At 70.8% G+C, this 14635-nt stretch carries 12 protein-coding genes and 1 pseudogene; 8 read left to right on the forward strand and 5 right to left on the reverse strand.

Features of this window, described 5'->3' with window-relative positions; all coding sequences use genetic code 11:
* Positions 1 to 12 precede the first annotated feature (12 nt).
* Positions 13 to 534, forward strand: a complete 522-nt coding sequence (locus J2X41_RS20325) for a hypothetical protein (protein ID WP_310085035.1) — start codon at positions 13 to 15, stop codon at positions 532 to 534.
* 14 nt (positions 535 to 548) lie between these two features.
* Here the strand turns inward: J2X41_RS20325 and J2X41_RS20330 are convergent, their stop codons facing one another.
* Entirely contained in the window at positions 549 to 2102 is a 1554-nt protein-coding gene (locus tag J2X41_RS20330; protein ID WP_310085038.1) for a glucan biosynthesis protein G, read from the reverse strand.
* A gap of 225 nt (positions 2103 to 2327) precedes the next feature.
* Between J2X41_RS20330 and J2X41_RS20335 the strand changes: the two genes are divergently transcribed.
* From J2X41_RS20335 to J2X41_RS20350, 4 genes are read left to right on the forward strand one after another with little or no spacing between them, the layout of a single operon-like run.
* Entirely contained in the window at positions 2328 to 3443 is a 1116-nt protein-coding gene (locus tag J2X41_RS20335; protein WP_310085041.1) for an MlaE family lipid ABC transporter permease subunit, read from the forward strand.
* 35 nt (positions 3444 to 3478) lie between these two features.
* A complete protein-coding gene (locus J2X41_RS20340) occupies positions 3479 to 4327 on the forward strand; it encodes an ABC transporter ATP-binding protein (RefSeq protein ID WP_310085071.1) in 849 nt (282 codons plus the stop codon).
* The gene (locus J2X41_RS20345) at positions 4327 to 5265 is read left to right on the forward strand and encodes an MlaD family protein (RefSeq protein ID WP_310085044.1); all 939 of its coding nucleotides are present in this window, start codon (positions 4327 to 4329) and stop codon (positions 5263 to 5265) included. The genes J2X41_RS20340 and J2X41_RS20345 overlap by 1 nt, the downstream gene beginning before the upstream one ends.
* Positions 5262 to 5900: an ABC-type transport auxiliary lipoprotein family protein gene (locus tag J2X41_RS20350; protein ID WP_310085047.1), complete on the forward strand. Its 639-nt coding sequence runs from the start codon at positions 5262 to 5264 to the stop codon at positions 5898 to 5900. Before J2X41_RS20345 ends, J2X41_RS20350 begins: the two co-directional genes overlap by 4 nt.
* 101 nt (positions 5901 to 6001) lie before the next feature.
* Here J2X41_RS20350 and J2X41_RS20355 read toward each other — a convergent pair whose 3' ends face one another.
* Both J2X41_RS20355 and ftrA read right to left on the reverse strand, forming a co-directional pair.
* Positions 6002 to 7645 carry a glycoside hydrolase family 43 protein gene (locus J2X41_RS20355; protein ID WP_310085049.1) on the reverse strand — a complete coding sequence of 548 codons (1644 nt, stop codon included), beginning with the start codon at positions 7643 to 7645 and terminating at the stop codon, positions 6002 to 6004.
* 355 nt (positions 7646 to 8000) lie between these two features.
* A complete protein-coding gene (gene ftrA, locus J2X41_RS20360) occupies positions 8001 to 8996 on the reverse strand; it encodes a transcriptional regulator FtrA (protein WP_310085052.1) in 996 nt (331 codons plus the stop codon).
* Between the two features lie 85 nt (positions 8997 to 9081).
* On the opposite strand from ftrA, the gene J2X41_RS20365 reads away from it, so the two are divergent.
* Positions 9082 to 9504, forward strand: coding sequence for a rhodanese-like domain-containing protein (locus J2X41_RS20365; protein ID WP_310085054.1), 423 nt, complete (start codon positions 9082 to 9084; stop codon positions 9502 to 9504).
* An 88-nt stretch (positions 9505 to 9592) separates the two neighbouring features.
* Here J2X41_RS20365 and spbR read toward each other — a convergent pair whose 3' ends face one another.
* Positions 9593 to 10729 carry a pole-localized protein SpbR gene (gene spbR, locus J2X41_RS20370; protein ID WP_310085056.1) on the reverse strand — a complete coding sequence of 379 codons (1137 nt, stop codon included), beginning with the start codon at positions 10727 to 10729 and terminating at the stop codon, positions 9593 to 9595.
* Positions 10730 to 10891: 162 nt separating this feature from the next.
* Between spbR and J2X41_RS20375 the strand changes: the two genes are divergently transcribed.
* The gene (locus J2X41_RS20375; RefSeq protein WP_310085059.1) at positions 10892 to 12709 is read left to right on the forward strand and encodes an ATP-binding protein; all 1818 of its coding nucleotides are present in this window, start codon (positions 10892 to 10894) and stop codon (positions 12707 to 12709) included.
* Between the two features lie 65 nt (positions 12710 to 12774).
* On the forward strand, positions 12775 to 13953 hold the full coding sequence (locus tag J2X41_RS20380) for a CaiB/BaiF CoA-transferase family protein (RefSeq protein WP_310085062.1): 1179 nt from the start codon (positions 12775 to 12777) through the stop codon (positions 13951 to 13953).
* A 198-nt stretch (positions 13954 to 14151) separates the two neighbouring features.
* Here J2X41_RS20380 and J2X41_RS20385 read toward each other — a convergent pair.
* Positions 14152 to 14635, reverse strand: a pseudogene (locus J2X41_RS20385) (hypothetical protein); the annotation flags it as partial.

A 14635-nucleotide genomic window follows, 5' to 3' on the forward strand; every position in this document is an offset into this window, starting at 1 on the left:
ACAGGTGCCCACATGAAGATGATCGTCGTCGCCCTGGCCGCGCTCTCGTTCGCGTCTCCGGCCCTCGCGCAGGAGTGGCCTAAGCAGGACTGGCGCCTTCTCAAGGTCACGCCCCTGCCCGAGCAGGCGCCGGCCAGCACGGCGCCCGACGGCGGAGCCTCTCCGCCAAGGCCGTGGGCCAACGGCGACGGCCTTCGCCTCGGCGGCCCCTCGCCTGGCAGCCGCCAGAACATCGCTGTGGACCTCAACTCGATCAACCGCGTCGGCGACAATCTCGAGGTCCGCTACTTCGTCTGGTCGGACGAGAAATCGACCTACACCGAGATCACCTCGCGCATCGACTGTTCAAAGACCGGCGAGCAGGTCGTGCTCTGGCGCCAGTATGACCGCGACTTCGCCCCTGTCCGGACCAGCAGCCAGGGCGTGAGACGGACCGATGCGACGGCCCGCGCCGTGGCGGGCTCCGCCTGCCACGCCAGGCCAGGGCATCAGGTCAGCGGCAAGTCCTTCCCCGAGATCGTCCAGGGCGGATAAGGCGGGCATCGCGGCTACGCCGTCCAGAGATACCGCCAGGTCTCCGAGATCGGCTGGTCGCCCCGCGTCAGGCGCAGCGACAGGTCGATGTCGGTCGCCTTGGGGCGGACGCCGAACGCCACGCGGGCCGCCGCCTCGTCGGGATAGGGCGACAGGTCGCGCCAGACGATCTCGCCGCCCTGCGCCTGGAGGTCCATCGCCACCCCGTCCAGCCCCTCGGCCAGGGCCCCGCCTTGCAGGTCGACCGTGAACAGCCGCAGGCCGGCCTGGGCGTCGGCCCCGGTGCGGGTGCGGAACACCCGGGCGTCGGGACTGGCGAAGCGCTCCTGGCCCCAGTGCAGGCGATAGCGCAGGTCGACCTGCGACCCGGCCGTCCACGGAGCCTTGGGCCGCCAGAAGACGGCGATGTTGTCGTCGGTCTCCTTGGTGGTGGCCAGCTCGGCCAGGTGCACCGCGCCCTCGCCCCAGGCGTCCAGGGGCTCGACCCACAGGCTGGGCCGCAGGTCGTAGCGGGCCTGCAGGTCACCGAAGTCCTCCAGGGCCCGCGCCCGCTGCACCAGGCCGAAGCCCTTGGGGTCCTTGTCCAGGAAGCTGCAGATGCGATGGGCCCTGGGGTTCTGCAACGGCCGCCAGATGTGCTCGCCCTGCCCGTTCCAGATCGCCAGGCCGTCGCTGTCGTGCACGGCGGTGCGATAGTCCTGGACCGGCGACGGGTCGGCGACATTGAACAGGAACATGCTGCTCATGGCCGCCACCCCGGCCTTGGTCATGGCGGCGCGCGGGAAGATGCTGGCGGCGACGTCGAAGGTCACGTTGTCGCCCGGCCGGATCGTGAAGCTGTAGGCGCCGGCGCAGCTGGGGCTGTCCATCAGGGCGTGGACGACCACGGCGTCGCCGCTGGCCGCCGGGTCGCCGCTCTCGGGCCGCTCCAGCCAGAAGGCGACGAAGTCGGGGAACTCCTCGTTCGGTTCGCCGGCCCCTATGGCAAGGCCGCGGGCCGACAGGCCATAGCGCTGGCCGCGGCCCAGGCTGCGGAAGTAGCTGGCGCCCTGGAACACGGCGATCTCGTCCAGCTTGCCCGCCTCGTTCAGCGGCCACAGCAGGCGGAAGCCGGAAAAGCCGTTCCAGCCCTTGGCGACGTCGGCGTGCTCGCCGGGGATCTCGAACATCGCCGGGTCGAAGGCTATCGGCCGCGCCAGACCGGCGGCCACCTCGTAGATCGGCAACGGGCGCGGATAGAGCCACGCCGGCGGGAAGAACTCGGCCCGGAACGCCGGCTGGCGGTCCTTCCAGAGGTCGGCTTCGGCGCGGAAGCGGATGCGGAAATAGTCGTCGTACGTCAGGCCCGTGATGGTGGGCGGCGCGGGCGGCTTGGCGTAGGGCGCGGCCGCCAGGGCGCGGGCCTTGTCGCGTAGCGCCTCGACCGAGAACGGCTGGCTGGCGGCGTCGACGGCGGGGACCTGGACGGCGGGAATCTGGGCGGCGACGAGGCGCGGCGCCAGGGCCAGGACCGCCGACAGCGAAAGCCGGCCGAGCGCGGCGCGGCGGTTGAGCGAGCTGGGAAACATTCGGGCCTTTTAGAGCAACGCCCCCGTTGCAGGCCATACAACGCACCTTTAGCGACAAAGGTTCGACCATTCGCCCGGATCGCGGCATGGTCGCTGGCGCGAGGCGACGCACCCGCCTATTCCTAGCGCAGTAAGCGTTGCAACAAGCCTGGCCTTGGCACGTTTGGGCTTGGTCGAGCGTCTTGGTAAGCTTCGACGGCGGATTACAGGGACCGACGAGACTTCATGGGCGCTCCGGCTGATTTCACCCTCAAGGAGACCGCCGGTCACAAGACGGCCGTGCTCTCGGGGGACTGGACCGCGCGCGGCATGGTCGACGCCGGCGAACGCCTGGTCCAGGCCATGGAAGGCTCCCAGGCCGTCAACCTCGACCTCAGCGACATCAGCCGCTGCGACACGGCGGGCGCCTACGCCATCATCCGCGCCGCCGATGGCCGGCTCGACACGGGCCGGATCAAGGCCGGCCCGCGCACCCTGCGCCTGCTGCAGCTGGTCGACGACGCCATCCAGGTCGAGCCCGAGGCCGCGCCGCCGCGCAAGGGCTTCCTGGCCCTCCTGGAGCGCATCGGCCGCGGCGTCTACGGCCTGGGCGGCGACCTGTACGGCACCCTGGCCTTCCTCGGGCACCTGCTGGTCGCCATCGGCCGCTGCATCGCCAAGCCCAGCCGCATCCGCTGGGCGCCGGTGGTGGCCCTGGCCGAGCGCGCCGGCCTGGACGCCATCCCGATCGTGGCGGTCACCACCTTCTTCATCGGCGCGGTCGTGGCCCTGCTGGGCGCCAACCTGCTGACCCAGTTCGGGGCCCAGGTGTTCGCGGTCGAGCTGATCGGCGTCTCGGTGCTGCGCGAGTTCAACATCCTGATCACCGCCATCCTGCTGGCCGGCCGCTCGGCCTCCAGCTTCGCGGCCGAGATCGGCTCGATGAAGATGAACCAGGAGATCGACGCCATGCAGGTGATGGGGGTCGACCCTTACGAGGCCTTGGTCCTGCCGCGCTTCGCCGCCCTGCTGATCACCATCCCCCTGCTGACCTTCGTGGCCACCCTGGCGGGCCTGGCCGGCGGCATGCTGGTCACCTGGGCGGCCCTGGACCTGTCGCCGACCTTCTTCCTGCAGCGGATGCAGGACTCGATCGGCGTGCAGCACTTCTGGATCGGCCTGTCGAAGGCCCCGGTGATGGCCATGGTCATCGCCGCCATCGGCTGCCGCCAGGGCATGGAGGTCGGCAACGACGTCGAGTCCCTGGGCCGCCGCGTCACCGCCGCCGTGGTTCACGCCATCTTCGCGATCATCGCCATCGATGCGGTGTTCGCCCTGATCTACATGGAACTCAACCTGTGAGCCCGGCCCAGCCGCCGAAGGGCAGGTCGAAGGACCTGACCGCGCGCCCGCCTCCGGCCGAGGACGAGGCGCCGTCGACGGCCGAGGCGCCGCCGATCCGGGTCACGGGCCTCGTCTCGCGGTTCGGCGACAACGTCATCCACGACGGCCTGGACCTGACCGCCAACCGCGGCGAGGTGCTGGGCGTGGTCGGCGGTTCCGGGGCCGGCAAGTCGGTACTGCTCAACACCATCATCGGCCTGAAGGTCCCCGACGGCGGCTCGGTCAAGCTGTTCGGCCAGGACATGGCCGACGCCTCGCGCCGCCGCTGGAACGTCATCGAGCGCCGCTGGGGCGTGCTGTTCCAGCAGGGCGCGCTGTTCTCGAACCTGACCGTGCGCGAGAACGTCGCCGCGCCGCTGCACGAGCACACCCGCCTGCCCAAGGGCGAGATCGAGCACCTGGCCGACCTGAAGATCGCCCTGGTCGGCCTGCCCGCCCGGGCCGGCAACCTCAAGCCCGCCGAACTGTCGGGCGGCATGCGCAAGCGCGCCGGCCTGGCCCGCGCCCTGGCCATGGACCCCGAGCTGCTGTTCCTGGACGAGCCCACCGCGGGCCTCGACCCGATCAGCGCCGCGGCCTTCGACACCCTGATCAAGGACCTGTCCGACAGCCTGGACCTGACGGTGTTCATGATCACCCACGACCTGGACACCCTCTACGAGATCACCGACCGCATCGCGGTGATCGCCGACAAGCAGGTGGTCGCCACCGGTTCCGTCGAGGAGTTGGAGAAGAACGACCACCCCTGGATCCAGGAGTATTTCATGGGACCGCGAGGCCGCGCGGCCGCCGGCCAGGCGGCGACCCAAATGGCTCCCCAGACCACACCGAGGACGAGCTGATGGAAAGAAACGCCAACTACGCCTTGGTGGGCGCGGCCACGCTGATCCTGTTCATGGGTCTGCTGGTCTTCGCCGTCTGGCTGGCCAAGCTGAGCTTCAACCAGGAATATGACCTGTACGACGTGCTGTTCGTCGGCCCGGTGCGCGGCCTGTCGGACGGCGGCGAGGTGCACTTCAACGGCATCAAGGTCGGCGAGGTCACCAAGATCGCCCTGGACAAGTCCGACCCCAACCGCGTGATCGCCCGCGTGCGCGTCACCTCGGACGTGCCGATCAAGACCGACAGCTTCGCCACCCTGGAGCCCCAGGGCATCACCGGCGTCAACTATGTGCAGATCACCGCCGGCGCGCCGTCCAAGCCGCTGCTGAAGACCACGGTCAAGAGCGGCGAGGTGCCGGTGATCCGCAGCCAGCGCAGCGCCCTGTCCGACCTGTTGGAAGGCGGCGGCACGGTGCTGACCCGCACCATCGAGGCCCTGGACCGCGTCAACCGCGTGCTGTCGGACGACAACGTCAAGACCTTCAGCGCCTCGCTCAACGACGTCCAGGCGGTCACCGCCGAGCTGCGAGAGCGCAAGGCGATCATCGCCGACGCCCAGAAGGCCCTGCAGAGCATTGACACCACCTCGACCAAGATCGGCCAGCTGTCGGACTCGGTCAACGGCCTGGCCGACGGCGACGCCAAGCGCACGCTGAAGAACCTGGGCGACGCCGCCGAGGAGCTGAAGGCCACGGCCAAGGACGTGCGCGGCATGGTCGGCAAGCTGGAAGGCCCGACCAGCGACTTCGCCGCCACCGGCCTGCCGCAACTGTCGTCGGCCGTCGTCACCCTGCAGTCGGCCGCCGAGTCCCTGGACCGGCTGGTCAGCGAAGTCGAACAGAACCCGCGCGCCCTGGTCGGGAAGGCGCCGGCCAAGGAACTGGAGGTCAAGCCGTGAGCATCCTGCGCACCACCCTGCGGTCGGCGACGATCGCCGTCGCGGCCGTCGCCCTCACCGGCTGCATCAGCCTGTTCCCCAAGACCAAGCCGGCCGGTCTCTACCGCTTCGGCCACGCGGCGGTGGAAAGCTCGCGGCCGGTGACGGACAAGAACTTCGGGGTCTTCAAGACGCCGACGGTGTTCACCCGCGCCGCGATGAGCGACCGCCTGCTGTCGGTGACCAATGGCGAAGCGGCCTACATCTCTGACGCCCGCTGGGTCTCGCCGGCCATCGTGCTGTTCGACGAGGCCGTGGCCCGGGCCTTCGAGGCCGAAGGCAGCCAGGCCCGGCTGGTCACCCGGGGCGAGGCCCTGAAGGCGGCCATGGCCCTGCGTCTGGAGGTCCGTTCGTTCGAGACCGACTATGTCGACGGCCCCAAGGCGCCGCCCGAGGTGCTGGTCGAGATCCGGGCCGTCACAACCCGCAGCAACGACCGCGCCCTGCTGGGCGACAAGGTGTTCGTCGCCCGGGTCAAGGCCGCCGACAACCGCCTGTCGGCGATCATCCCGGCCTATGACCAGGCTGTCGGCCAGGCCCTGTCGGAGATCGTCGACTGGGTGGGGGAGACGGGCGCGAAGCTGCCGGCGGCTTAGGGCGGGTCGGCTTTCAAGCGGCGCGTCAGGGGCCCGCCCGCGCGGACTCCGGCCGGACTGGCTCCCCCACTCCGCCGACAGTTCCGGCGTCGGGGCCTTGATCAGGGCCTGCCGTAGAGAGCGAAGGCGAGGTCGATGGCGGCGCCGGACCTGTCCTTGAGCGACTGGCCGTCCCCGTACGCGGCGCCGGCGGCATAGACGTCGCTACGACTGGCGCGCGGATAGATCGTGAGCGCCTTGCGCTCACCGCTCAGCTCCAGCACATAGCGGCGCGCCGCCTTCAGCAGGACCGGCTTGGCGGTGGCCAACTCGAAGCTCAGCAGGCCCGCCCCCTGCGGCTGGTAGGCGATGGCCAGGCCGCCCGGAGCGCCGAGCAGCTCGGTTCCGCCGTCGATACCATCCGCCTCGCCCAGGTCTCGCAGCGACAGCCGCAACGAGCGCCCGTCCCCGGTGCCGAGGCCGTCGCCCGCGTAGAGACTGATGCGGGCGAGCGTCATGTCGGCGGACGGCACGAAGGTCTGGGCGAGGCGGCCGAGGCCGCCGTTGCTGTTGAAGCCCAGGGGCTCCGGCGCCTGGTTGAAGGGGTCGGCCACCGACGCCAGCGCCGGCGCGCCAGGCCAGGCGGTCGGATAGCCCTGGGCGAATTGTTGCACGCGCACGGCGGGGTCCGAGCGGCCATAGTCGATGGCCGGAGCCGGCGCGGCGGGCGGGGGCGGCACACTGATGCCGGCCTCGGTCTGGGTGATGGGCAGGATGCTCCCGTCCGCGCCGTAGTGCAGGTACTCGATCGTGACGCTGCGGCGCGCGCCGGCGCCGGTCTGGCCGTCGGGCAGGGTCAGCGTGCCGTTGTGATACAGCAGATAGGACCGGCCCTTGAAGTCGAGCAGGCCGGGATGGATGGTGTAGCTGTTCTTGACCGGGCCGGTGAGGATGCCGCCATAGGTCCATGGCCCGCGCGGGCTGGGCGCCGTGGCGTAGGCCAGGTGCTCCCATACGCCCTGGTGGGCCATCGCCGCATAGGTCAGGTAGTAGAGGCCCTTGCGCTTGGACAGCCACGGCCCCTCGGTATAGTTGGGCAGGGCGATATTCTCGATGGGCCCGTCCAACTCCGTCATGTTGGGCTTGAGCCGCGCCATGTGGAGCACCGGGTTGCCCCAGGCCAGCCAGGCCGTGCCGTCGTCGTCGATGAGGACGGTGGGGTCGATGTCGTCCCAGCCATAGGGGCCGGGCGTCATCTGGTCGGTGACCAGCGCCGAGCCGCGCGCGTCCTTGAAGGGCCCTAGCGGGCTGTCGGCCACCGCCACGCCGATGGCCCTGCCCGGATGGCTGTTGTCGTGCGTCACGGTGGCGTAGAAGTAGAAGCGTCCGTTGCGCTGCACCGTCTGGGCCGCCCAGGCCTCGCCCACCGCCCAGCTGAAGTCGGTCGGCTTCATGATCGCGCCGTGCGACGTCCAGTGCTTGAGGTCGCGCGAGGAATAGACGCGCCAATCGTTCATGCGGAAGAATTCGTCGCCCTTCGCCTCGTCATGGCCGACGTAGAGATAGGCGGTGTCGCCCACCACCAGCGGCGCGGGGTCGGCGGTGAAGACGTCGCGCAGCAGCGGGTTGCTGCCCGGCGCGGGTTCGGCGGCCAGCCCGCTGAAAGGCAGGGCGATGCACAGCAGCAGGGCGCCGCGGGCGAGCCAGGTCCGGAGCCGAGCACGGCCAGGGGTGACTATTCCGCTCGACTTCGATTCATGCCGCATGACGCTTCCCCGTTTGCGCCTTGCTACCGCACCCAAGGCGGCGGCGACAAGACGCGCGCCTCATTTTTGTCGGACAAATTTACACCGTGGCCGGCGCCGTCCTCGTTGAATGAAGCGGCAGAATATCAAGGACCCCGGATGAGCTTCACTCCTTCGGCAGGTCAACCATTCGCCCTCTTCCCCTAATCCCCGTCAGGCGCGCGAGGAATTACTCAGACATTTTGAAGGCACAAAGCGGTTGCCGCCGTCTGTCGTCGTGCGTGGCCGTCTTTCACCCATTGCGGAGGTTGACCTTCTCCCAGAGAGAGGGAGCCAAGTCCCGACATCCACCCTGTCCTGTTTCCCTCGGTGTCCGCTACGTCGAGCGTGCGAACCGCGCCCTGTGCGCTCGGGGCGTGGTCGCGAACTGCGCGCGGAAGTGGCGGCGCAGGGCGGCGGCGCCGAAGCCGACGGCGTGGGCGATCTGCTCGACGCCGGCGGGCGTGGTCTCCAGCAGGTCGCGGGCCCGGGCCAGGCGCTCGGCCAAGAGCCAGCGGGCCGGGGTCGTGCCGGTGGCGGCTTCGAAGCGGCGCAGGAAAGTGCGGGAGCTCATGCCCGCGGCTTCCGCCAGAGCCTTGACCGTGTGTTCGCGGGCGAGGTCGGCGCGCATGCGGTCCAGGATCGGCGACAGGCGCGGGGACTCGAAGGCGTCGGGCACCGGCCGCTGGATCAGCTGCGCCTGGCCGCCATCGCGATGCGGTGGGACCACCAGCCTCCGGGCCACGATATTGGCCGCCTTCGGGCCGAAGTCGCGACGTATCAAGTGCAGCCCCAGGTCCAGCCCCGCGGCGCTCCCGGCCGAGGTCAGGATGTCGCCTTCGTCGACATAGAGCACGTCGGGCGCCACATCGATGTCGGGATAGCGGGCGCGGAGCGTGTCGACGTCGTGCCAGTGGGTGGTTGCGCGCCGCCCCGTCAGCAGGCCCGCCGCCGCCAGCACGAAGACGCCCGAACAGATCGACATCACCCGGGCGCCGCTGGCGTGAGCCTTCTGCAGCGCCTCGATCACCGGTCGGGGCACGGGCTTGTCGGCGCCCCGCCAGCCGGCGACGATGATCGTGCCGGCCTGCTCGACCAGGTCCAGGCCGCCGTCGGCGATGACCTGGACGCCGCCAAGGCCGCGCAACGGGCCCGGCTCAATAGCCGCCGTCGCGAAGGTGTACCAGTCTGGGCCCATCTCGGGCCGGGGCAGGCCGAACAGCTCGACCGCCGACCCGTACTCGAACGTGCGCAGGCCGTCATAGGCCAGGGCCACGACCTTCAGGTTCTTGGGGCCGTTGGCGGATGTCGGGCGAAGGGGCGATTTTGGCATGATCACGACGGTCTATGGCAATCAGGCCGGCTAACCCAGCCCGGCCGCGTCGGGCAAGTCTCCGGCCCCAATCGAGGAGGCTGTGTTGAGTTTCGTTTCCGCCCTTCCCGCCGCGCCGTCGCCGGAAGCCGTCGCCCATTTCTCCCGCCGGTTGGCCGTGGAGACCGATTGTACCGACGTCGCGGCGGAGATGAGGACCGGCCAGATTGACTTCGTCCTGCTGCACGTGGTGGGCACGCCGCAGGCCTATGCCCGCCGCCACGTGCCGGGCGCTCTGCACCTGCCCCACCCCGAGATCACCGCCGAGCGAATGGCGGCATGGCCGTCCGACACGCTGTTCGTGGTCTATTGCGACGGCCCGCACTGCAACGGCGCCGATCGCGCCGCGCTGAAGCTGGCCGTGCTGGGTCGCCCCGTGAAGCTGATGAAGGGCGGGATCACCGGCTGGAAGGAGCAGGGCCTGCCGTTCGCGACCGGGGCGTGGCCGGGGAGCCTGCTCGGCGCCTGACCAAGCGCGATCCCGGGCGCGCTTTTTCATCGCACGAGGTTGGCGCGGGAGCGACGCGGCGCCAGGAATTTCGAAAGGGGGTTGGCCCCTACCCCGCCGCCGCCGTCTTCGCCTGTTCGTGCAGGCGGTCCGCACGGTCCAGCAGGTAGTCGGCGTCCTCGCGAGACACCGCCGGCGAGGCGGTCAGGAAGCGCTGGATCATGTGCTCCTGGAACCGCGCGCGGTCGCCGGGGCGGCCGTCGTATTCCAGGGCGTGGAAGGCGTCGACCCCGGCGCGCAGGGCCGGGAACAGGCGTGGCGGCAGGCCGGCCCGCTCGCAGATCGCCTTCAGGCCCAGGGCCCCGGCGTCGTGAATCATCAGCCAGGTGCGGTGGTGCGGCACGCCGGCCAATTCGGCCACGCCCCACTCGAAGAAGGTCATGTGGCCATGGGCCAGGGCGCGCAGCAGAAGCGACGGCGACAGCCGGCCGACGCTGGCCAGGTGCGCGGCGAAGGCCTTGGCGTCGGCGGCGCGGCCGGCCTGGTCGACCAGGTCGATCGTGGCCCGCTCCTTGGCGCCGAGGATCAGCTCCAGCGTCCGTTCGGCCGACAGCGGGTGGGTCGCCAGGATGTGGTCGCGCAGCTGCTCCCCGACCATGTCGATCAGGCGTTCCGTCACAGACAGCGGCAGGGCCGAGCGATAGGCCACCGCGGTCAGCACCGTCTCGGACTTGGCGAAGCGCTCCAGCGCCCGCTGCAGGGCGGCCTCCGACATCCGGGCGTTGTCGTTGGCGCAGACGGCGGCGACCACCTCTTCGCCCCCTTGTTCGACCAGCAGGGCCGCGACCTTGCCCGACAGCCTGGGACGCTTGGCCACGGCCAGCTGGCGCACCGGCCCGCCCAGGCGGACGATCTCGGCCAGGTCGGCGTCGCTGAACACCGGCGAGAAGCTGATCACCGGCAGCGACACGCTCTCGACGTCGCGGGCCAGGCGGTTGGCGACATCGGTCGGCAGGGTCGGTGAGTTGCGCAGGGTCACGGCCAGGGCGCGGCGCACCAGTTCGGCGGCGTCGACGGCCATCACCCGCAGGATCTCGCCGGCCAGGGCGCGCTGCGCCTCGTCCAGCTCGGCCCGGTCGATGGTGCGGCACAGCTTGTGAGCGGCCAGGGCGCGCTCGTCGGGCGTCGCGCCCTTCACCAGCATGCGGATGTCGTGTTCGGTCAGGGCGGCGCGGGTGGTGGCCATCGGTCTTCCCCTTCAAGCCCACGGAACGGCGGGGAATCGGATCATCTCTCGTTAGGCTTAACGATTGTTTGCCCTCATGGCCGCGCTCGTTAACGATAAGCCGTAACGGGGCGCAAACCGCGACCGCCTAGGGTCTGACCTCACCAGCCGAGGAATCAGTCCTTGTTCGCCGAGCGCCGACCAAACATACCCGCGGACGACGACGGCGCCGCCGCCGCCCGCCTGGCGCTCGACGCCCAGACCGCCCTGCTGCCCTACGCCCTGGCCGTGTTCGCCGTCAGCCTGCCGATCTATGTCTGGGCCGGCTCGTTCGCGCGGAACGCCGGCTGGATGGCGGTCAGCTTCGCGGCGTTCGCGATCAACTGGGGCGTCTTCTACGGCGTCGTCGCCTGGCTGCGCACCGACGCGGCCGGCGACCTGGCCCGGCGAACGCGGGTGCATGTGATGTCCAGCCTGCTGTGGGCCATGACGGTGTGTCAAATGGCCGCCTTCGCCGACGGCGCGGGTGGCGTGCGCGAGACGCTGCTGCTGGTCTCGGCGGGCGCGGCCGTGGTCTGCATCTTCTTCGCCGCCCCCTGCCTTCTGGTCCTGCTGCTGACCGCTCCGGTCGCGGCGGCCGGGCCGCTGTACCTGCTGTTCGCCCGTCCCGAAAGCGAGCGGTCCGGCGGCATGGCGTTCGGGGCGATCGCCCTGGCCATGGCCCTGTCGCTGGTCCTCAACCGCATGCTGGGCCGCCAGCACGCCCTGGCCCTGGCCCATGAGGCCCTGCTGGAGGAGCGGCTGACCGTACTGGAGGAGGCCGAGCGCACGGCCCGCTCCAAGTCCGACATCGTCGCCACCCTCAGCCACGAGATCCGCAACGGCCTGACCGGCGTGACCCACGTGCTGGCCGCCGCCGCCGGAAAAGGGGGACGCGCGGCTCCCTCACGCGAGCAGCTGAACGCCGCCCTCGACGCCGCCCAGGACCTGGTCGCCGTGCTCAACGCCACCCTGGACTCCGAAACCGCCGAATCCGGCCGCCTGGCCGTCGAGAGCGTGGCCTTCGAGCCCGTCCGCCTGATCCGCGACCTGGTGCTGCTGGACCGTCCCCACGCGGTGGCCAAGGGCCTGGAGCTGAGCGTCCACGTCGAACCGGACCTGGAGCGTCGCCAGTTCGGCGCGGTGGTCGGCGATCCCCTGCGCACCCGCCAGATCATCGCCAACATCGTCGGCAACGCCGTCAAATATACCGTGCGCGGTCGCATCGAGGTCCGGGTCGAGCGGCGCGAAGGTCGGATCGCCATCGAGGTGGCCGACACCGGGCCCGGCCTGTCGCGCGAGGAGATGGACCAGGCCTTCCAGGCGTTCCAGCGGGTCGAGCGCACCGGGGCCGGCGTCAACGGCGCGGGCCTGGGCCTGTCGCTGTCGCGCCAGCTGGCCCGGCTGATGGGCGGGACCCTGGAGGCGACCAGCGCCGTCGGCGTCGGCAGCTGCTTCACCCTGACCCTGCCTTTCGACGAGGCCGCCGTCTGCGCGGTCGAGCCCGCCGACGGCGAGACGCCGCAGCCGGTGGAGGCCGCCGGCGCTCCGCCGCGCAACCTGCGGATCCTGATCGCCGAGGACGACGCCCTCAACGCGGCCATGCTGCGCGCCATCCTCGAGCAGCTGGGCCACCAGGTGGTCCACGCCCAGAACGGCCGCCGCGCCCTGGACCTGGCCCGGATCTGCGACTTCGACCTGGTGATGCTGGACGGCCGCATGCCGATCCTGGACGGTCCCCAGACCGCCGCCGCCGTGCGCGCCCTCGACGGGGCCAACCGCGACGTGGCGATCGTGGCGGTGATCGGCGGCGACGCCGACGAGGCCCGCGAATGCCTGGACGCTGGCGCCGACACCGTGCTGCGCAAGCCCGTCAGCGTCGCGGCCGTGGCCCGCGCGGTCGCCGACGCGGCGGCCCTGGACCGCAAGGCGGTCGGCGCCGGCCAGAGCGCCGTCGCCTAAGCGCTTCCCAACGACCGTTTGGATCGTCCACACTCCCGCGCAACGACAAAGGCGGGAGGAACGCGATGCTGCGCGATCTGCGGGTCATAGAGCTGGCCACCTATATCGCCGCCCCCGGCGCGGCCGGAATCATGGCCGACTGGGGCGCCGACGTGATCAAGATCGAGTCGCCCGACGGCGACCCGATGCGCGGCTTCTTCGACACCCTCGGCTCCGACCAGGCCGCCAACCCGGTCTTCGAGCTGGACAACCGGGGCAAGCGCTCGGTCGTGCTGGACATCCGCACCCCGGCCGGCCGCGACGCCGCCAAGGCCCTGGTCCGGGACGCCGACATCTTCCTGACCAATGTCCGCCCCGCCGGCCTGGCGCGGGCCGGGCTCGACTACGAAGGCCTCAAGGCGGTCAACCCGCGCCTGATCTATTGCAGCCTGACCGGCTACGGCCTGGAAGGCCCCGACGCCGATCGGCCAGGCATGGACGTGGCCGCCTTCTGGTCGCGGGCCGGGGTGGGCGCGCTGACCGCCCCCAAGGGCGCCGAGCCCTTCCCGGTCCGCACCGGCATGGGCGACCACGTGACGTCCTTGGCGACGGTGGCGGCGATCCTCGCCGCGGTCCACGAACGCCAGCGCACCGGCGTCGGCCGGCTGGTCGAGACCTCGCTGCTGCGCACCGGCGTCTATGCGATCGGCTCGGACATGGCCATCCAGCTGCGGTTCGGGAAGCTGGCCTCCACCCGGCCCCGGCGCGAGGCGGTGCAACCCCTGGCCAATTTCTTCCAGACCCGCGACGGCCGGTGGATCTGCCTGCTGGCCCGCCAGGGCTCGACCGACTGGGCGCGGATCGCCGCGGCCGCTGGCCGCGCGGAACTGGCTCAGGACCCGCGCTTTTCCAGCGCCCGCCTGCGCCGTGAGCACGGCGGTGCCCTGGTCGACATCCTGGACGCGGCGTTCGCGACCATGGACTACGCCGAGGCCGCCGCGGCCCTCGACGCCGGCGACCTCACCTGGGCGCCCTGGCAGACGCCGCGCGACCTGGTCGCCGACCCGCAGGCGACCGCGGCCGGCTGCTTCGTCGAGACCCCCGACGGCCACGGCGGAACCTTCCCCGCCCCGGCCGGCCCGGCCCGGTTCCCCGGCGCGACGGACGGACCGCGCGGCCCGGCGCCGAGCCTGGGCGAACACACGGCGTCGGTGCTGGCGGAGATCGGGTGGTCGGAGGCGCAGATCGCGGCGGTGAGGGGCTAATTTCCTTCCCTTCCCCAAAGGGGCAGGGCTATCGCATATGAGCAAAGAGCTCGAAGAAGAAGGCTTGCCGCCAGAGGCGATCTTCATCTTGCGTGAGATGGACTTGGTGTCGGGGTGGGAGCTGAGCATGCCCCGCGCCAGTCGTCTGACGACGGGGAGGTTTTCGGGAGCGTGATTTTGCGGGGTCTGGCGTCGTCTTCATCGAAGACCACGTCCAGGGTCCAGTGCAGGTGATTTTCGATGGGCGCGAACGACTTGGGCCAGCTTGGCGGGGCTGAGCTTGCGCGACGGCAGGATGTAGCGGGCGGAGGCGGCGGTCCTGCCGTCCTTGGTGCGCTCGGCCTGGATGCGGCCGATGGCGAACCAGGTCGGTTCAGCCGGGATCGGCGGCCAGCTTGGCGGAAGGACGCTGGCGGCGCGCAGTTCGCGGCGGCCATGGCGGGTCTCCAGGTCTGGTGAACGGGCAGGCTGTCGCCGGCCGCGTCGAAGGCGGCCTGGACGTCGGCCAGCAGCTTTGGCCGATCGGCCTTGAGGCTCAGGGCCTAGTGGGCGCCGGCCTTGCGCATCGCTTGGCATGGCCGGATGGCCGTGCAGGGCGTCGGCGGTGACCAGGCAACCCTTGAGCGACAAGCCTTTGAGCAGGTCCAGCGTGGTCTTGACCTCGGCCCCGTCGGGGGCGCGG

The sequence above is a fragment of the Caulobacter sp. BE254 genome, assembly GCF_031457295.1.
Classification (GTDB): Bacteria; Pseudomonadota; Alphaproteobacteria; order Caulobacterales; family Caulobacteraceae; genus Caulobacter.